Source organism: Parasulfitobacter algicola, from assembly GCF_013315265.1.
In the GTDB taxonomy this organism is placed as follows: domain Bacteria; phylum Pseudomonadota; class Alphaproteobacteria; order Rhodobacterales; family Rhodobacteraceae; genus Parasulfitobacter; species Parasulfitobacter algicola.
Genome location: NZ_JABUFE010000001.1, coordinates 290,764 through 309,982 on the forward strand (window position 1 = coordinate 290,764; position 19,219 = coordinate 309,982).

The window sequence follows — 19,219 nt, forward strand, 5'->3', positions numbered from 1 at the left end:
ATTAACGGCTATTCAGCCGCGATACCTTCAAGATGATCTTCCAACGCGTCGGCCGCATTTTGCAGTGCTTCAAGCGTTTCCTGATCCGGGGTCCAATAATTGCGATCACTTGCTTCCAGCAGCCGGTTCGCCATTCGGCTTGACGCCTGCGGATTCAGATTGGCCAATCGCTGGCGCATTTCATCATCCAGCACGAATGTTTCAGACAGGCGCTGATAGACCCACGGATCAACCTGACCCGTCGTGGCCGACCAGCCGACCGTATTGGTGACATGCGCCTCGATCTGGCGCACACCTTCGTGGCCGTGTTTCAGCAGGCTTTCATAGAATTTCGGGTTCAGACTGCGGCTGCGCGTTTCAAGTGCAACCTGCTCCTGCAAGGTCCGCACCTTGCCGCTGCCACGGGTCTGATCGCCAATAAAGACTGCAGGTTCAACGCCACCCTTAGCCCGCTTCACGGCGCGCGCAATGCCACCCAGAGTGTCAAAATAATGATCAACCGAGGTTACGCCCAACTCAACACTTTCCAGGTTCTGATAGGCCACATCGACGTCTTTCAACGCCTTTTGTAGCAGCGCAGGGTTCTTGCTGGACTTACCGTTTATACCATAAGCAAAGCTTTTGCGGGCCTCATAGGCATCAGCCAACTCGTCTTCGTCCCCAAAGGCCGAACTGTCGACCAGCTGATTCACATTCGATCCATAGGCCCCTTCGGCATTGGAAAAGACCCGCAGGCTGGCGATTTCCATATCAACGCCCATTTGTTCTGCATAAGTCAGCGCGTGGGCGCGCACGAAATTCTGATCAAGCGGTTCATTAGCTGTCGCACATTTGTAAGCCGCTTCCGCCAGCATCCGGGTTTGTAGTGGCAACAGATCGCGGAATATCCCCGACAGCGTCATGATCACATCGATGCGCGGACGTTGCAGTTCATCCAGCGGGATCAGATCCGCACCGGCCAGCCGTCCAAAGTTATCAAACCGCGGCTTTGCGCCCATCAGCGCCAGCGCCTGTGCAATCGGGCCGCCGTCAGATTTGATATTATCACTGCCCCAAAGAACCAGCGCGATCGTGCGCGGCAGGTCTTTTTGCGCCTCCAAAAGAAGTTGCGCCTGTTTTGCCCCGTCTTGCAGGGCAAAAGCCGTGGGCATCCGGAACGGATCAAACGCATGAATATTACGCCCGGCTGGCAGAACTTCGGGCGAACGGATCAGATCACCACCCGGAACAGGCGCGATAAAGTGCCCTCCCAAGGCATGCATCAGGCCCGTCAGTTCAGCGTCGCCTTGCAGATGGCCACGCACAACGTTGCGAGTTTCATCGTCCACTTCGGCCATCACGCGCAGGTGCTCTTCCAGCTCATCGTCGCTGATCTGGCGACCAACCACGTGCAAACCATCGGGGATCAGCGCATCTTCGGTTTCCAATAGCGTCAGCCACAGCTTGTCGGGGTCATGTTCATCAATATCCACAGCAGTCGCCTGATCCGCAATCAGGGCTGCCAGTTCGGCGCGTTCACTGGCGTCAGAGGCCAAAGCACGCCAACGGGTCAGGCTGTCTTTCAACTCGGCCAGACCCTTATACAGACCCGAAGCCGCCAGCGGAGGCGTCACATGCGTGATCGTCACAGCATTGCTTCGGCGCTTGGCCAATGTCGCCTCGGACGGGTTGTTTGAGGCATAAAGATACACATTTGGCATATCACCGATCAGCCGGTCTGGCCAATCGCGACCACCCATCCCGGCCTGTTTTCCTGGCATGAATTCCAGTGCACCGTGCATGCCAAAATGCAGCAAAACATCGGCTTTCAAAGTGTTTTTTAACCAAAGATAAAAGGCGGTAAAGGCATGGGTCGGGGCGAAGCCTTTGTCAAACAGCAACCGCATCGGGTCGCCTTCGTATCCGAAGGTGGGCTGGACGCCGACAAAGACCTTGCCGAACTGTGCGCCCAGCACAAAAACACCGCGCCCATCAGTTTGAATACGGCCGGGTGCGGGGCCCCATTGATCTTCGATCTCATTCAGCCAAGGTGTGTTGGCGACGATATCATCTGCACTGACATGGGCGGCCACGTTGGCCTCTTGCCCCAAAGACTGTGCATTTCCTTTCAGAACCGCAGTGCGCAAATCGTCCACAGTCTCGGGCGGCTCAACGTCGTATCCTTCGGCTTTCATGCGGTGCAACGTGTTGTGCAGCGATTCAAAGACGCTTAGATACGCCGCGGTGCCAACAGCCCCGGCATTTGGCGGAAAGCCAAATAGAATAATACCAACTGTGCGCTCAGCGACTTTTGATTTGCGCAGCATTGCCAGCTTTTCAGTCTTTGCGGCCAGAACTTCGATGCGCTCCATACACGGCGCCATCGCTTTATTATGGGAAGCACTGGTGCATTTGCGGTCGCAGCCCTGACAGACATCAGCGCCATGCCGACCTGCAAAAACCGTCGGGTTGGTGGCCCCGTCAATTTCGGGCAATGCAATCAGCATTGTGGTTTCGACCGGACCCAACCCACCATCACTGGATGCCCATTGAGACAAGGTCTGGAATTCAAGCGGATGCGCCGCTATGTAAGGGACATCAAGCGATTGCAGCGTATTCACTGCCGCATCACTGTCATTGTAGGCAGGTCCGCCCACAAGCGAAAACCCGGTCAAGGACACGACAGCATCCACATTGCCCTGCAGGAACGTATCAATCGCTGGCCGACCATCCAAACCGCCCGCAAAGGCCGGGATCACCCGCAGGCCCCGCGCCTCAAACGCTGTAATGACAGCATCATAATGCGCGCAATCCGACGACAGGATATAAGACCGCAGCATCAGCAATCCGACGGTGGCCTTGGGTTTATGCGGTGACGGCAGATCAGCCAAGTCAGTGGTGATATGGTGGCCCGGTAAACTGGGGTGATAAAGGCCCACATTCGGGTAATCAATCGGTGCTTTTGCTTCTGTACGTGTCCAGGTCTTTTCACTGGAATAGCGCGAAATCAGGAAACGGATCATCTGTTCGACATTGTCATCAGATCCGCCCAACCAATATTGCATAGTCAAGAACCATGCACGCAAATCTTGGGCCTTGCCGGGTAAAAACTTTAAAATCTTGGGAAGCCGACGCAGCATTTTCATCTGCTTTTCGCCGGATCCTGACGATGGTTTGGCCGACCCGCGCAGCTTTTTCAAAAGCTTCATCGCGCCGGATGCAGGCTTGGACATATCCAGATCGCCCATCTTTGTCAGCTCGACGATTTGACGATCAGCGATTAATCCAAGCATCGCGTCGCATCTATCGCGACGCGCTTTCAGATCAGGCAGAATGGCGTTGATATGTTCTTCGATGAACAGCAGATTGCTGACGATGATATCGCCATGGGCCACGGCCAGCTTTGCTTCGGCCAGCGCTTCGGGCGATTCAGCCCATTCGGCGGCGGCATGGATCGAAATGGACAGCCCCGGAAAATCTTCGGCCAGTTTCGGCATCACACGCGCAGCAGGGCCAGCGGCGTGACTGTCAAGCGTGACGATCACGATGCGATATCCGATATGATCCGAACTATCGCGCATAATGGGCCTTTGCTTCGTAAAGTGTCTCGACCGAGATCTGATTAACGCCTTTTTCTGATGCGAATTTCTCAGTATTGCGTTTGGCTTTACCGCGGACAAAGAATGGAATTTTCTTCAGTTCCCGTTCTGCCGCATCCAGCCAAATGACGTTTCCATCCTCCAGCAGAACTGTTTTCTGCGGGTCAGCTGCAGCTGCGATATCTTTTGGCATATGCCCGCCGTGATGGCTTGGACCTGCCTCATCATGAAATTCAAAATCATCGCGGAACATGTGCAGCAGGTGTTCTTCCAGCCCCATGACTAACGGATGTATCCAGGTGTCAAAGATCACATTCGCGCCTTCGAAACCGACTTGCGGGGAGTACCGCGCAGGAAAATCCTGCACATGAACCGGCGCAGAAATTACAGCGCAGGGAATGCCTAGGCGTTTGCCGATGTGGCGTTCCATCTGCGTGCCCAGGATCATTTCGGGTTGCAGTTCTTCGATCACGCGTTCGACTTCCAGATAATCGTCGCTGATCAGAGAATCGACGCCCAATTCTTTGCCCAAAGCGCGTATATCGCGGGCGAATTCGCGATTGTAACAGCCAATGCCTGCGACCTCGAACCCCATTTCATCACGGGCAATGCGTGCGCTGGCTTTTACATGGGTGGCGTCGCCAAAGATAAAGACGCGCTTGCCGGTCAGATATGTGCTGTCCACTGAACTGGACCACCACGGCAAACGTAGGCGGCTGTCATCGACCTGTGGGCTTAGACTTGTGATCGCGGCGACTTCGGCCAGAAAATCGCGGGTCGCGCCGACGCCGATGGGTACGATTTTGGTATAAGGCTGGCCCAGGTCGCGTTCCATCCAACGCGCGGCGGCCTCAGCGGTTTCGGGGTACAGTAGCACATTGAAATGCGCCTGCCCCATGCGCGCGATATCCGATGGAGACGCACCCATTGGGGCCACGACATTGACCTGCACACCCATATCGAACAGTAGCGCGGTCAGTTCCTGAATATCATCGCGGTGACGAAAGCCAAGCGCCGTGGGGCCAATGATATTGCAGCTGACCTGCGCCGTTTTTTCCATCGGACGGGCCAGATGACGGACGATCTGAAAGAACGTCTCATCCGCGCCGAAATTTTCCTTGCGCTGATAGCTTGGCAGTTCCAGCGGGATCACCGGGATCGGCAGGCCAAGCGTTTCAGCCAGACCGCCGGGGTCGTCCTGGATCAACTCGGCGGTGCAAGAGGCGCCGACGATGATCGCCTCGGGCTTGAACCGGTCATAGGCTTGCTGGCAAGCGTCCTTGAACAAATGCGCGGTGTCACTGCCCAGATCGCGTGCCTGAAAGGTGGTGTAGGTGACAGGTGGCCGGTGATCGCGCCGTTCAATCATAGTGAACAGCAGATCGGCATAAGTGTCGCCCTGCGGTGCGTGCAGCACATAATGCAGGCCTTTCATGCCGGTTGCGACACGCATCGCGCCAACGTGGGGCGGGCCTTCATATGTCCAGACGGTCAACTTCATTCTGCGGCCTGCATGTTGGGATGAAAGCCAGTCAGCAGAGATTTGCGGCGCAAGGGGCGCGCAAAAAGGCCCGCCAGATCGCCGGCTTGCTCATAAAAGTGTACGGGCGTGAAAACCAGTTCGATCGCCCACTTAGTGGACAGACCTTCACCTTCAAGCGGGTTGGCCAACCCCAGACCACAAACAGTCAGATCAGGGCGGGCCGCACGACAACGATCAAGTTGCAAGTCAACATCCTGCCCTTCGCTGATCACCGGACCTTTGGGCAAAAGTTCAAGATCGGGGCCGATCAAATCGCCGTGGATATAGGGTGCGCCGACTTCAATCGCCTTCATGCCGCATTCACGGGTCAGAAAGCGAGCCAAAGGAATTTCCAGCTGGCTGTCGGGGAAAAAGAAAATTGATTTACCGTTCAGTATCTTAGCTTGCGCCTGAATGGCTTTGCGTGCCCGGGCGCGCGGGGCTTGCGTAACACGGTCGAACATGTCCTGATCAACACCAAATTCATCCGCGATGGCGCGAAGCCAGGCAGTCGTACCTTCTTCCCCAAATGGGAAAGGCGCCGCGATATGGCGTGCGCCCCGGCGGATCAGTTCAGCATGTGTGTCGCCTAAAAACGGCTGCGTTAGTGCAAAGACAGTATTGGGGCCCAAAGCTGTTTGCGCATCAACCCGATGTGCCGGCAGAACGCGAATTTTCGAAATGCCCATGTCTGACAGCAACTGCAGCGCTTGATCTTCAACAACATCGGGCAATGCGCCAACAAGCAGTAATTCGCGTTCATTCGTGTTTGGCAGCATTGGCACCATTGCCGCCAAGCACGCATCTTCGCCTTGCGTGAACGTCGTTTCGATCCCTGAGCCGGAAAAATTGATCACCCGGACATTTGGATTATAGATTTCTGTTAACCGCTCAGCGGCGCGGGCCAGATCCAACTTGATCACTTCTGACGGACAAGACCCGACCAGAAAAAGCTGCTTGATGTCGGGGCGGCGGGCCAACAGACGGGAAACTTCGCGGTCCAATTCCTGGTTTGCGTCAACCAGTCCGGCCAGATCTTTTTCTTCCAAAATGGCGGTGCCAAAGCGTGGTTCGGCAAAAATCATCACACCGGCCGCACTTTGCAAAAGGTGCGCGCAGGTGCGGCTGCCAACGACAAGAAAGAACGCGTCCTGCATCTTGCGGTGCAGCCAAATGATGCCTGTCAGACCGCAGAAAACCTCGCGTTGGCCGCGTTGTTTCAGAACAGGCGTGTCCGAACATCCAGTTGTTATGGGTGTTTGATCGTTCATGCCGCTGCCTCAAGCCGCGCCATACGCAGTTTCAGCAGAAACTGGCCTGCGTTAATAACGTAAGCCAGATATGCCGCCAGCGCGAGAACCATCAGTTGAACCGGCGTCAGGCTGCCCGTCAAAAGCGCCCATATATAGGCTGTATGCAGTGTGATGACGACAAAGCTGAAGACGTCTTCCCAAAAGAAAGGGCGCGCAAACAGGTATTGACCAAAAACGACCTTTTCCCAGATCGCACCTGTTACCATAATCAAATAAAGGAAACCGGTCTTGATGACGACGGATACGGTCGCAGCCTCGTAACCCGACCCATTCCAAAGATAACGCAGCACTAAAGCAAGTGAGATAATGAACGCCAGAAACTGCAGTGGCGCCAGAATACCTTGGATTGTCGTCCAGATCGTCTGGTCACGCTTTACGCGTTCCTCTGCAGTATAAAGCTGAGTGCCTTGATCGTTCTTCATCCCGACTCCCTGACAAGCGGTTAACGTCAGGTTGGCGGGGTTTATAAAAAGTGTCAACTAAAACTTACATATTAAAGTTTACACTTTCGATACAATGGGTAAATTTTAATAAATTTGCGTTGTTTTCACAGGCAAAATCACCCCGCCCGCACAACTCATATGGGAAAAGTGTCAATTTTCTTTGACATATCGATAATGCTTTGTGACACTGCTTGTGGGTGGTGACCTGTTGATCTTAATATTTTGATGCAAGCAGATGTCGCTGTGGCTAAGGAAATTCTTTATGTCCAATACTACATCACAAGCTGTGCAATATGATGACCAAACAGGCTTTGACAATGTAGATGCACTTGCATCACGCGTTATATCTGAGCTGGCTAGGCGACACAGCAATGACAGGACTTATCCCATTGATGTTTTTGTACAAAAGCTGTGCCATGTTGCACAGCTGGGTGACGCAGCGGCAACAGATCGTCTGTTTGAGGACATCAACGCATCTGGCATAACACCGGAAGAAATCGTCGATTGCTATATACCGCAATCAGCACGATTTCTGGGCGATCAATGGCTGAATGACAGATTAGGATTTGCGGATGTTACAATTGGATGTGCACGTCTGCAAAAGATGTTGCGAACTGTTCCAGAACAGTACGATTCGAAAAAATACCCAACCGTGCGGCACTTCAACGCCCTTATGATCGTGCCTCAAGATGACGATCACACGCTTGGCGCAATGGTGGCAACTGACCAGCTGCGCCGCATGGGTGGATCTGTTCACTTGTCCTTGGGCCAAAGCCATTCTGAGATTTTAGCCGCTTCGGAATGTGGTAATTTTGACGTAATAATGATTTCTGCTTCACGCAACGACAGGCTTGAGTTGATTCTGAAATTAACTGACATACTTAGAGATAGCAGTGTGCATTTACCGCCAATTGTTTTGGGTGGGACGATAATTAACAATGCGCGTAATTTGAATTCGCTTACAGGCGTCGACCATGTCACCAATGATCTACATGAAGCTTTGCGGTTATGCGGGCTGAAGATTCAAAATCAAAACGTCGTGTTCGGCGTGACCTGGAGTTAGACAATGTTGCGCATGATACAGAACTTCAGCCCATGACATCACGCGGGCTAAAATATTGGAGCAACGGATCCATTCCGCTGATCTCCCCAGAAATTTTGCAAGACGTTATTGCTGCAGCATCAGATATTTCAGTTGTTATTTCGACTCAGGGTAATGTCCTTTCGGTTTTGATTAATCCCAATCACCAGTCTCTTGGTCGTCTGGATCACTGGGAAAACCACAATATTCGCGACTATCTAAGATCTGAAAGCATTCCGAAATTTGATCAACGTCTTGAAGAAATCACCAGTGGTTTGTCAAAGACGGATCAAATCGAATTGAACCATTTGGATAATGGTGTGGAATTTCCGGTGCGCTATACAATGCATTCGATCGGAACAGATGGTGCGATCTTGATGTTGGGGCGCGACTTGCGACCTATTGCCGAGATCCAGCAACAGCTTGTGAAAGCCCAGATCGCGCTTGAGCGGGATTATGAAGCACAGCGTGAATTCGATACGCGGTATCGCGTTTTGATGGAAACGACTGAAGATGCGTTTGTTTTTGTGTCTGCCACGACAGGCAAGGTCATTGATCTAAACCGTAAAGCCGCCAAAATACTGGGTGGAAATCGCGAAGATATAACAGGGTCCGCCTTTAGTCAGGCCTTTGGGTCAGTGCAGAATGCTGCTGATTTTCTGACAACCCTTAGTGAAACAGCGAATACCGATGCGCCAAAGCCGATACAGGCAAAGACACGAAATTCCAATAAACAGGTTATGATTGCTCCGAAAATTTTTCGGGTTTCCGGCGAAAGTGTACTGTTATGCATGGTCTCAGTGGGCGAAAAAAGTACCGCATCAAATGAAACAGCCAATAACGATTTCGCAGCATTTTATAATCAAGCTGTCGAAGGCATTATTTTCACCGATAAAGACGGGACTATCACCTCTGCGAACGACGCTTTTCTGGATATGGCTGAAACCACAGCGCTTTCTAAAATAAAGGGGAAATCACTTGCTGATTTTCTATCGCGCGGTGTTATCGACCTTAAAGTGCTGCTTGAAAATGCAGGCCGTGCAGGTCAGATGCGGTTATATTCAACCAAGCTGAAAGGTGAATTTGAAAGTCAAACTTCGGTTGAAATTTCAGTATCTTATCTGAAACATGCCAGTGTACCTGCATTTGTCTTTGTGTTGCGCGATGTTCGACGAACCGAAGCATTGCGTGAACCTACGATGCCAAACAGCGATACAGCAGTTAAATCCGTCATGGAACTTGTGGGCAGTGCGACACTTAAAGACATCATAAGTGAAACAACTGATGTCATCGAAAAAATGTGCATCGAAACGGCCGTTGAACTGACGCGCAATAATCGTGTGGCCGCAGCTGAAATGCTGGGGCTGTCACGTCAGTCTTTATACGTCAAATTGCGCAAATATGGTCTTTTGGCAAAGGACTAGTCGCGCAGTTAGTCTTTCTTAGCGACTGTCGTCAGCAGTTCATTGCTAAGTTCGACCATTTTTCCTGTCTGTTCAGTATACTGGTTAATGGCTGTTTGTATGAATTGCGCCTGGATATGCCGCAGCTCATCCATATCTTTGCAATGCAGAATTTCGTGCTGGGTTTTCACATCTTCCTGAACACGTTCAGCAATAAAACTGATGATTTCACTGTTGAAATCACCCATGTTTTCCAACCAACCCGTCCCCATCCACGATAACGACCCAAATCCCATTTTTTGAAAATCCGCCATGGCAGACATGATATCTTCGGGACCAGATGATTTGGTATCAGCTGATTTAGAGGTCTTTGGCATAGTCGATCTCCTTTTTGATATAGAGCGGTGATATCAATCAACGCCTTTGTGTGCATTGATATGCCTCAATGCCACCAAACATATCACATCAGCCGCGAATCCCCTTTTCAAAAAGCCGAAAGCCACTTATACGGCCCACTTCATCAGGGCATACACCCTTGGAGGATGCCCATAATTTAAGGAGAATACCCATGGCTGGAAAGATTCCAGATCTTGAAGCCCAGGTCCGCGCGGGAACAGGCAAGGGGGCCGCCCGCCAAGCCCGTCGTGACGGCATGGTACCTGGTGTAATATATGGCGGCGGAGAAGATCCGGTTGCTATCAATATTCCGTTTAACGTGCTGCTGAAGCGACTGAAAGCTGGCCGTTTCTTGTCGACATTGTTCAACATGAAGCTGGACGGTCACGACGATGTACGCGTCATCTGCCGCGACGTTCAGCGTGATGTTGTTAAAGATCTTCCAACGCATGTTGATTTTCTGCGTCTGAAGCGCACGACAAAAATCAACCTGTTTATCCCGGTTGAATTCGAAGGCGAAGACACATCGCCCGGCATCAAAAAAGGCGGCGTTCTGAACGCAGTCCGTCCTGAGGTCGAATTGGTTGTGACAGCTGGCGATATTCCTGAAAAGCTGATCGCAGATATTTCAACCATGGATATTGGCGACACGCTGACGATTTCGTCTATTGATCTGCCCAAAGGATCCAAAGCGACGATCGACCGTGACTTCGTGATCGCGAACATTCAGGCACCATCAGGATTGAAATCACAGTCTGATGATGAGGCTTCTGAAGAAGAGGTCACCGAGGAGACTGCGGAAACAACCGAAGAATAAACAACAGTTATTGTTGACTAGAATGCGGGGCCTTCGGGCCCCGTATTTCGTTTTGCAGACTGGGCTGCTATCTTTTGCCCAATAAGGGAGCGTACGTGATGAAACTGCTGGTTGGTCTGGGAAACCCAGGTACGAAATATGCCGGGAACAGGCATAATATCGGATTTATGGCCATGGACCGTATCGCAGCTGATCACAGCTTTGCCCCATGGCGCGGAAAATTTCAGAGCAGCCTGAGCGAGGGGCGACTGGGTCGCGAAAAGGTTATTCTGCTGAAGCCTGAGACATTCATGAATCTGTCCGGCCAATCCGTTAGCGGAGCAATGCGATTTTACAAGCTAACCCCCGACGATATTACCGTTTTTCATGATGAACTAGACCTGGCCCCTGGCAAAGTACGTGTGAAAAAAGGCGGCGGTCACGCCGGACATAACGGGCTTCGATCCATGCACCAGCATATAGGGCCAGATTATGCCCGTGTCCGTCTTGGTATCGGGCATCCGGGTCACAAAGACCGCGTGTCAGGCTATGTGTTGCATGATTTTGCGAAAGCTGATCAGGACTGGCTGGATGATCTGCTGCGCGGGATCAGTGACGGGGTCGTTGATCTAGTCGAAGGAGATAGTGGTAAGTTCATGAACGCCATCGCATTGCGTCTGAACCCACCCAGATCATCGACAACAATACCCAAGACGGCAAAACCTCAACCAGCAGCGCCCGAAGTTGAAACAGATGACAGATCTATGCTGCAAAAACTGGCTGATCGCTTCAAATGACCCTTAAGCAGGCTTTTTTAAAACAATCAGAAAGCTGCTCAAAACTCGGCTCGCCCTTTATGGGTCAGCTTTTACACCTTTTTGCAGACCGCTTTGAACGCGGCACTGCTCTGGCCGATAAAATGTTTGACTGGCCTGGCGATGCAAGTTCGGCAGGTGCATCTTTACCGTTAAGGCTTGCGGGTGGATTACATGCTTTGGTCTTACGGGGTGATCTGGCGCTAAAATCTGTCTATCCACCCAATGCCGTATCTGACGATATGCTCTGGTCCGCCGTTAACGAAGCGATGATCCGGAATCAGCCTTTTTTAATCCATTGGATCGAAAGCGCGCCCCAAACAAACGAAGTCCGCAGAAGCGCCGCCCTGATCGCAGCCGCGCATTTCTTGCACAACAAGGTCAATATGCCTTTTCGTGTGTCAGAATTAGGGGCAAGTGCCGGGTTGAACCTGATGTGGGACAAATTTGCCCTTCGGGTCGGGGACAAGGTTCTTGGACCCAAAGATGCGCCAATTCAACTGACGCCTGATTGGGCAGGCCATGCGCCACCTGTTTCACAACCTAATGTTGAAGACCGTCGCGGCGTCGATCTGAGCCCGATTGATCCACACTCAGAGCAAGGGAAATTGCGCCTGCGCGCCTATCTTTGGCCAGACCAACCTGACCGACGTCAAATAACAGATATCGCGATTGCAACCGCCCAAGCAAATGTCGATCAGTGCGATGCAATTGATTGGCTTGAAAAACGTTTGAAGCACACTCCTGGACAGGCGCATTTGATCTATCACACAATCGCATGGCAATATTTTCCCAAAGCATTACAGGAACGCGGTAGAAAACTTATTGAAACTGCAGGCCAAACCGCCACAGTAGAAAATCCATTGGCATGGTTGTCAATGGAAGCCGACAACACCCCACACAGCGCCGCGCTGACCCTAAGGCTGTGGCCAAGGGATCAGCATTTTAATCTGGCGCGTGTGGATTTTCACGGCCGGTGGATAAATTGGCTGGCAAATCAGGCATAGAAGGCCCGCCTGTTTTCACATCTGGCCGATTGAAAAGAACAGCGTTTCACCAGAATGATCATCAACGCCATCGTTGTCAGTGGACACAAATCCCTGGCCATTTGGCAAAATCGCCAATCCTTCCACCTTGTCCTGAACATAGCCATTCAGTTGCTTTAGATCGGGTAACAGATCGCGGACGATTTCTTTGTTCACAACAGGAAGATCGCCCCCCAAACCAGCCGGTATCATTTCTGACAATGCGATCCGATAGATCTTTTTGGTCACGGCAGCCGTACCGATCTGATTATCCCGTTCCACCACATAGACGTAATCACCGAACGCTGTGATTTCAGACAGCCCAACCCAGCCTTTTTCAGGCTGCGCTTTTTGATAATGAACGGCGCCCCATTCTTTTGTATCCGTATGATAGGCGACCAATTTGACGTGATTGTCCGGATCATCGCGCCACTCCCGCTGAACGGCCAGCCAAAGCGTATCACCGATCTTGGTAATACCTTCGAACCCGAAACGTTTTTCCACAGACATCAATTCCGTAGGTAGGCCAATTTCCTGTTCGATCTGACCATCAGCATTCACATGATATAATGCATGCGGAATAACACGATCTGTCCGACCTTCTGAGGCCAGCCAAAAGCCACCTTCGCCGTCCAAAGTTATCCCTTCCAAGTCCAGCTTTTGTGCCGGTGCACCATCGCGCGTAACACGAATGGCGTCGATGATGCGGGCAGGTTTGACCGACGGGTCAATCTTAAAGATCGTCGGCTGTTGGCCATAAAAGCTGTCGTTGACGGCATAGATCATACCATCCGAATCCGCCACCATGCCCGAAATTGCGCCCCACCCGATTGGGGCACCCGACGCATCGCTTAACCCTTCCGACGTCAGCATCGGATAAGCGGCAGTGCCTTGGCCATATTCAAAAATCATCACATGGCTACGAATACCCCCATCTGGGCCAAGGTCGGCTTCGTTGGCAGAAATCAGCAGATTGCGATCGGGGATGGCGACAAAGCCCTCTGGCCCGATACCCGACGGTAAAAGCTGTGTCAGAACCGGGGATGCAAGATCAGAGATATCATAGACACCCACAACCGATGCACGTTCTGCCCCGACAAAGGCGATTGGTGTGCCATTAAATATCGCTGTTTCAATCGATTCCGGTTCAATACCTTTGTTGCCGGACCGTTCTTCGGGATAGTGGCCGATCTGAATGATAGCATGTTCAAAAGATGTACCGCTTTCGTAAACGACATCGCCATCCTTATGGAAAATCGTCCAACTGCGACTTCCGCCGTCCATATCACCTTCGTTTGCGGTGGCGAAATGCATGTCATCAATCCATTTGACAGCGTCGGGTTCACGCACGCGGAACGGTTGGCTTTGGTTAAAAAGCAACGCCCCTTCTTCGATCAGATCGACCTGTTCCAGATCGACAGCACCTGCAGAAAAATGACTGATAATGCTGTCATCACGCGCCACAACCACAATGTGATTGTTTTCCTGAAGACTAACGACCGTTTCACCAAGTGTGTTGATATCGACGTATTCCGGTTCAGGGTCTTCGGGCGATACAGCAGCAAGTCCCGTCAGATCAACAGTGCGCAGACTGCCGCATTGCAGCGCACCATTTGCGATGTCAATCATCAGCAGCATTCCGGCAGGCATCTGGCCTGTTCGCCCGTCGCCCGCGTCTTCGTCGCGTTCGTTTTCAATGGCGACTGATAGAAAAGTTCCGTCTTGAGCCACAGCCACGGCATCAGGTTGTCCACCCAAATCACAACGCCCTGTCTGAACACGCGTTGCCAGATCAAACGCCACAACATAACCGGATGGCGCGGTATAGCTGTTAGATGTGTTCACCGCGACAAACGCCTGGTTTCCAGTCACAGACACAGATGCCGGTTCACCATCAATCGGTATGTTGCCCAAAGGTATGGGGGATGCGGGATCTGAAATATCGATCATACCTATCACCCCCAAAGGGCCATCCGTATATACAAGCGTCATGCCGTCAGCCGTCGCCGCAATAATTTCAGCCGATGATTCCTTGGTAACATCATCACCGTTGTTCAAAGCAGTCTCGAACGATGCTATGCGGTTAAAATTCATCTCAGCCCAGCTGGCACTTGCCGTCAGCGCAAGGATCGATGTTATGTATATTAGACGTTTTGACACATCACTCTCCGTTCAGTTTCATTCAAGCGGAGATGTCTTACATACACGACATCCATGTAACGGTTTTATTTTGGTTTCGTAAAAGATTTCCAGCCGGACTTTTACGCGCTACAACGCACTGAGAATAAGAAACTTTGCATTCGGAAACAGAACTTTACTGATCTGCAAACCCAAGATGCTGAAGCGCTTTTTTTGCCAGCATCTTTTCGTTCTGGTCAGCGGATAATGCAGATATATTAAGTGATTTTATGATTGGGCTTAATTTATGCGTTGCGATTTTATTTCGCATGAATTCGTGAACTTCACCTTCAGGCATGTTCAGAATGTCTTCGGCGGTTAACTGATGACCATTCAAATTCATGTTTCATCACCCCTGATGCAGCATATCCCCGAAAACAGAATTAACGCGCATTTCACGGTTAAGCGAGTCCTTAATGCTGCAAAAAGGTGCTTCGTGACAAAAGCTTCATTGGAAAGGCATCTGGCGTTTGAAGAACTGACATAATCCAAGGCACAGGTCCTGGGGATAGTCACTGTGCTTCCAATCGACAAGCTGACCCAAAAATCTGGCCGAAATACCGCTGTAGGTACTATTTCCCAAAACTGAAATCCACCATGCTGTTGATATTCTTGATCGTGTAGGCATCGCTAATCACGCCTCAAATCATGCCGAAGCCCTGTCAGGGGCCAGCCGAAACGCGCCGCAATTAGCGTGTGCCTGCATTTTAGAAAAACAAGCGCCTTAGGGGTTATATACCGTCAGCGTAACCCGATCCCCGGCAAACCAGCTGTGACCATATTCGATGGGCCTGCTATTCATATCGACGTTGACGGAAACCGTCCGCAAAATCGGTGCGCCTTCAGATATGCGTAGATGCAGCGCTTGGGTTGCGTTTGCTTGCTTGGCGGTTAGTCGCGTTGTAGCACGGATATAATCATCTATGCCTTCCTTTCTCAGTGCTGACGTCACTGATTGTGTTTGCAGTAAGTGCGTCAGAAAATCAGGAAAACGTTGCGCGGAAAAGATGCTGCGAAAGGTGGCAATTGGCTGACCATCCGCCAGCGACAAACCTTCATAGACATGAACCGCTTCGCCGGGTGCGATCTGCAGGGCCAAAGCCTCTTTTTCTGCCGCATTTCGGGTTTCAGTCATCAGGATCTGTTTTTCCGGTGTCCGACCTGCTGCGCGCAGATTTTGATGAAACCGCACCCGCTGCCCAATCGCATAGTCAGTGGGTTTTGTGGTCACAAACACCCCGGCCCCACGCCGCGAATGAACCAGACCATCTTGCGCCATTTCAGCCAATGCGCGTCGTATTGTGTGCCGATTAACACCAAAGCGACCCGCCAAAGACACTGAACATCTTTTTAATAGATTGGGCGTTCATCCCCGCCATTCTTGGCTTCGCCTACCTGAAACCAGCACTGTCATAATACGTGGACGCGAAGGTGCCACCTTTAATCTTGGTGAAATGGCCATCACCCGTTTTTCGCTGAAACCAGACAGCGGCGAAGTTGCCCATGGCAATGTTCAGGGGCGTGACATGACTAACAAGGCAGCTGCCACAAAGGTTGAATTCTTTACAATGGTTCGGGGGGATAACAAATGAATGCGCCCCATCACTTAACGCAGACGCACAAGTGATCAGCCATCGCGCCCTTTGACAAAAAAACTTATCAAGATCAGTACCGCACCAGCACCAAGACCACCCCCAAGGATCATGAAAATGATGCGTCGAAGCGCGTCTGGGTCGCTGATCCTTGTACCCTCTTGCGACATCAGCAGCGCCGGAAGACCAACCCCCATGGCAAGCGCCCCGATAATTACGGTCAGTCCAACAAGCCGAAGCATCAGACGTGGGTTGGATTTTCGTTTAGCCAATATTTTTCTCAATTTTTCAATGATCTGGGCTTTCTGTATCGCAGAATCATGGCGTGTACTTCGAATGTCAACATATTCTGCATACCGGCGCTGAAGGCCACACATTATGGAACGATCCGCAATGCCGCGACCGACTGGCTGGACCGGGTCGAGATTACCCAAACTCGCGTCAACGCTTGTCTTATAATCTTTTTTATTGGCACTTCTGCCTATAAAGCTCGCGGCGCGGCAGTTGTTGGAATTTTCCATGACCACGCTGTTGGTAACCATGTCTGTGACCGCAATATCGATGTACCATGTTTCATGCCAAAGGTGTCTTGATGACTGGACGTTTGATTGCTGTTTTGGGCCGTTCGGATGCGGGCAAGGATACTGTAATAAATGGACTTTGCGCACGTGCGCCACAACTTCATAAAGTGCAACGCACTATTACGCGACAGGCCAAAGCAGAAGACTGCGCCAGCGTCACGCAGGCCGAATTTCAGCATCTGGATCAGATAGGTACGTTTTGTTTGGCATGGCACTCGCACGGGCTGTCTTATGGCATTCCAAAGAACACATTGGCCATCGTTCAAAACGGTCAGGATGCTATTACAAACCTGTCGCGCGGTGTTTTGTTGACCGCACAAACGATGTTTCCGAACCTGTTGATTTTGTCCCTGACTGTCCCGGCTAAGGTATTGGCCAAACGCCTGATCGAGCGCGGGCGTGAAACTGAAGAAGACATCGCAAAACGTCTTGCCCAAGCACAATGTACATTGCCGAAAATACTGGATATTCATTCAATAGATAACAGCGGCCCTATCGAAAAGACCCTTAATATCGCTTTGGCTATTCTTCACCCAGTCAGGGCATAGCGATGAATTTCGTGAAAAAATCCATCGTCCGCCTCGCCCACCAAAGTCAGATCATTGATGACAAAAGGTGCGGGCAACATGCGGTCCAACTGTGGCTTCAAGGCAGCCCTAACCGTTTGAAGTGTTCCCGCGTCCAAAGATCCGCTGACCGTTATATGAAAACGAAATTCCTCAAGAACATAGGGATAACCCCATTTTTCCAGCAATTCACCCTGTCGCGCAGACAGGTTGGATTTGCGGCGGCGCGCAAGTTCATCTGCAGTTGCCGGTCTGCGAAATTTATCCAGTTCCGTCACAACACTGTCCGCCAGCTGGTTCAAACCACTTGTATCACCAACGGGTGTCAGCGCCAGAAACTGCGCGATTTGCGACAGTTGCAAACCATCCGCCTTAGCTGGTCGGATCGATTGGGACAGCTTTGCAATGGCATCCTGCAAATGATTGCGCGTCAGCCCATCGGCCAGATAAAATGGCGGCTTCAACGTACCATGAAACCCATATTTTCTGGGAACATGCGTGACAGTATTAATGCCAGGCAAACTATCCAGGTGGGGCATGGGCGTGCCATTAGCGATATCCCATCCCAGCCAACTTGCGCCGAAGTCTGCAAAACTGCCTTTTGGCGGTGTGTAATAAATGCCAAACCTTTTGAAATTCATCGCCTTGTTCCTTTGGCCCAACCTGAAGAAGTTGGTTAACATTTCCATGACACATGACCTTATATTGGCCAATGCCACGCTTGTTTTGCCGACCGAAACCGTCAAGGGTAGTCTGACGGTTCGCAATGGCATTATCACGTCGATTGATACCGGCCATACCGTGCCCTCAGACGCAATAGATTGCCAAGGCGATTATGTGGCGCCGGGTTTGATCGAACTGCACACCGATAATCTGGAACGGCATATCAACCCGCGTCCCAAAGTTGACTGGCCCCATCAGGCCGCCATTCTTGCCCATGATGGTGAATTGGCCAGCACAGGTATTACGACTGTGTTTGATGCCATCCGTGTTGGATCAATCGTGTCAAATCAAACAGCAAGATACCGTAAATATGCGCGTCAGATGGCAAATGAAATTCTGGCGATGCGGGATGCCGGGGCATTGAAGATCAGCCATCATTTGCATTTGCGCGCCGAGATCTGTTCTGAAACATTGATTGATGAATTGGCTGAATTTGGACCACAGGATCGCATTGGCATCATCAGCCTGATGGATCACACCCCAGGACAGCGCCAGTTTTCCGATCTATCAAAGTTCGAAGATTATGTTTGCGGCAAACACGGGTTAAGCAAAAATGATTTCGATATCTATGTTCAACAACTCTATGATATTCACTCAGAATTAGGGGCCAAGCACGAAGCGGCTGCTGTCGAAGCGGCCAATCGGTTGGGGGCGACGCTTGCCAGCCATGATGACACGACCGCTGAACAAGTTGGCGTATCCAAAACCCACGGCATCACTGTTGCGGAATTTCCCACAACAGTTGTTGCAGCCCAAGCCTGTAAGGCGTCAGATATCGGCATCATCATGGGGGCCCCCAATCTGGTACGGGGTGGATCACATTCCGGCAATGTGGCAGCCGCGGATCTGGCGCAAATTGATCATCTGGATATTCTGTCATCTGATTACGTGCCCGCATCCCTTTTGCTGGGGGCCGTTCATTTGGGCAACCTTTGGGGAAATATGGCGCGCGGGGTATCAACAGTGACATCTGCGCCAGCCCAAGCAGCACATCTTGATGACAGGGGCAGTTTAAGATCAGGCGCTAGGGCCGATATCATCCGCTTTAGTACATTACATAAAATACCCGCGGTGCGTGGTGTCTGGTCAAATGGGTTGCGTGTTGGCTGATGATTCTAAGACCGCCCTGTTTAGATTCGCATACCTTTTTTCGGCCATTGCCCCAGAGTCAGCAAAAAATTATGACTTTTGCTATGAATTAGCCACA

Annotated in this window: 18 protein-coding genes; 8 read left to right on the plus strand and 10 right to left on the minus strand. The window is 51.3% G+C overall.

From position 1 onward, the window contains the following. Positions 1-8: 8 nt before the first annotated feature. The 4 genes from HRQ87_RS01445 to bchF are packed head-to-tail and all read right to left on the minus strand — an operon-like array spanning position 9 to position 6,835. On the minus strand, positions 9-3,560 hold the full coding sequence (locus tag HRQ87_RS01445) for a magnesium chelatase subunit H (protein ID WP_174134570.1): 3,552 nt from the start codon (positions 3,558-3,560) through the stop codon (positions 9-11). After that, positions 3,550-5,079, minus strand: coding sequence for a ferredoxin:protochlorophyllide reductase (ATP-dependent) subunit B (bchB, locus tag HRQ87_RS01450; protein WP_174134571.1), 1,530 nt, complete (start codon positions 5,077-5,079; stop codon positions 3,550-3,552). The genes HRQ87_RS01445 and bchB overlap by 11 nt, the downstream gene beginning before the upstream one ends. Beyond that, positions 5,076-6,371: a ferredoxin:protochlorophyllide reductase (ATP-dependent) subunit N gene (locus HRQ87_RS01455; RefSeq protein ID WP_174134572.1), complete on the minus strand. Its 1,296-nt coding sequence runs from the start codon at positions 6,369-6,371 to the stop codon at positions 5,076-5,078. The genes bchB and HRQ87_RS01455 overlap by 4 nt, the downstream gene beginning before the upstream one ends. Continuing rightward, a complete protein-coding gene (gene bchF, locus HRQ87_RS01460; protein ID WP_174134573.1) occupies positions 6,368-6,835 on the minus strand; it encodes a 2-vinyl bacteriochlorophyllide hydratase in 468 nt (155 codons plus the stop codon). Before bchF ends, HRQ87_RS01455 begins: the two co-directional genes overlap by 4 nt. 283 nt (positions 6,836-7,118) lie before the next feature. Between bchF and HRQ87_RS01465 the strand changes: the two genes are divergently transcribed. Both HRQ87_RS01465 and ppsR read left to right on the plus strand, forming a co-directional pair. Further along, a complete protein-coding gene (locus tag HRQ87_RS01465) occupies positions 7,119-7,919 on the plus strand; it encodes a cobalamin B12-binding domain-containing protein (protein WP_174134574.1) in 801 nt (266 codons plus the stop codon). A 32-nt stretch (positions 7,920-7,951) separates the two neighbouring features. Next, a complete protein-coding gene (gene ppsR / locus HRQ87_RS01470) occupies positions 7,952-9,361 on the plus strand; it encodes a transcriptional regulator PpsR (protein ID WP_174134575.1) in 1,410 nt (469 codons plus the stop codon). An 8-nt stretch (positions 9,362-9,369) separates the two neighbouring features. Here the strand turns inward: ppsR and HRQ87_RS01475 are convergent, their stop codons facing one another. Then, positions 9,370-9,717 carry a phasin family protein gene (locus HRQ87_RS01475; protein WP_174134576.1) on the minus strand — a complete coding sequence of 116 codons (348 nt, stop codon included), beginning with the start codon at positions 9,715-9,717 and terminating at the stop codon, positions 9,370-9,372. 191 nt (positions 9,718-9,908) lie between these two features. Between HRQ87_RS01475 and HRQ87_RS01480 the strand changes: the two genes are divergently transcribed. The 3 genes from HRQ87_RS01480 (at position 9,909) to HRQ87_RS01490 (ending at position 12,354) form a co-directional block, all read left to right on the plus strand. Continuing rightward, complete coding sequence (locus HRQ87_RS01480; protein ID WP_174134577.1) at positions 9,909-10,553, plus strand: 50S ribosomal protein L25/general stress protein Ctc; 645 nt, start codon at positions 9,909-9,911, stop codon at positions 10,551-10,553. Between the two features lie 98 nt (positions 10,554-10,651). Further along, a complete protein-coding gene (gene pth, locus HRQ87_RS01485) occupies positions 10,652-11,329 on the plus strand; it encodes an aminoacyl-tRNA hydrolase (protein ID WP_174134578.1) in 678 nt (225 codons plus the stop codon). Continuing rightward, positions 11,326-12,354, plus strand: coding sequence for a DUF2332 domain-containing protein (locus tag HRQ87_RS01490; RefSeq protein WP_174134579.1), 1,029 nt, complete (start codon positions 11,326-11,328; stop codon positions 12,352-12,354). Before pth ends, HRQ87_RS01490 begins: the two co-directional genes overlap by 4 nt. 15 nt (positions 12,355-12,369) lie before the next feature. On the opposite strand, the gene HRQ87_RS01495 is transcribed toward HRQ87_RS01490, so the two are convergent. The 3 genes from HRQ87_RS01495 to phnF all read right to left on the minus strand — a co-directional run bounded on the left by HRQ87_RS01495 (position 12,370) and on the right by phnF (position 15,889). Beyond that, entirely contained in the window at positions 12,370-14,532 is a 2,163-nt protein-coding gene (locus tag HRQ87_RS01495; RefSeq protein WP_174134580.1) for an esterase-like activity of phytase family protein, read from the minus strand. A 154-nt stretch (positions 14,533-14,686) separates the two neighbouring features. Then, positions 14,687-14,893: a hypothetical protein gene (locus HRQ87_RS01500; protein WP_174134581.1), complete on the minus strand. Its 207-nt coding sequence runs from the start codon at positions 14,891-14,893 to the stop codon at positions 14,687-14,689. Between the two features lie 381 nt (positions 14,894-15,274). Beyond that, positions 15,275-15,889 (minus strand): phosphonate metabolism transcriptional regulator PhnF, encoded by a 615-nt coding sequence (gene phnF, locus HRQ87_RS01505; RefSeq protein ID WP_174134582.1) that lies wholly within the window; start codon positions 15,887-15,889, stop codon positions 15,275-15,277. Between phnF and HRQ87_RS01510 the strand changes: the two genes are divergently transcribed. Then, positions 15,852-16,142 carry a phosphonate C-P lyase system protein PhnG gene (locus HRQ87_RS01510; RefSeq protein WP_343035117.1) on the plus strand — a complete coding sequence of 97 codons (291 nt, stop codon included), beginning with the start codon at positions 15,852-15,854 and terminating at the stop codon, positions 16,140-16,142. The two genes, phnF and HRQ87_RS01510, sit on opposite strands and share 38 nt — an antisense overlap. A 35-nt stretch (positions 16,143-16,177) precedes the next feature. On the opposite strand, the gene HRQ87_RS01515 is transcribed toward HRQ87_RS01510, so the two are convergent. Then, entirely contained in the window at positions 16,178-16,414 is a 237-nt protein-coding gene (locus tag HRQ87_RS01515; RefSeq protein ID WP_174134583.1) for a hypothetical protein, read from the minus strand. 320 nt (positions 16,415-16,734) lie between these two features. Between HRQ87_RS01515 and HRQ87_RS01520 the strand changes: the two genes are divergently transcribed. After that, positions 16,735-17,271 carry a phosphonate metabolism protein/1,5-bisphosphokinase (PRPP-forming) PhnN gene (locus HRQ87_RS01520; RefSeq protein WP_174134584.1) on the plus strand — a complete coding sequence of 179 codons (537 nt, stop codon included), beginning with the start codon at positions 16,735-16,737 and terminating at the stop codon, positions 17,269-17,271. Here the strand turns inward: HRQ87_RS01520 and HRQ87_RS01525 are convergent. After that, on the minus strand, positions 17,253-17,930 hold the full coding sequence (locus HRQ87_RS01525; RefSeq protein WP_174134585.1) for a DUF1045 domain-containing protein: 678 nt from the start codon (positions 17,928-17,930) through the stop codon (positions 17,253-17,255). The genes HRQ87_RS01520 and HRQ87_RS01525 overlap by 19 nt on opposite strands. Positions 17,931-17,976: 46 nt before the next feature. Here HRQ87_RS01525 and HRQ87_RS01530 point away from each other — a divergent pair, with 46 nt between their 5' ends. Beyond that, positions 17,977-19,122: an alpha-D-ribose 1-methylphosphonate 5-triphosphate diphosphatase gene (locus HRQ87_RS01530; protein WP_174134586.1), complete on the plus strand. Its 1,146-nt coding sequence runs from the start codon at positions 17,977-17,979 to the stop codon at positions 19,120-19,122. The last annotated feature ends 97 nt before the right edge of the window (positions 19,123-19,219 follow it).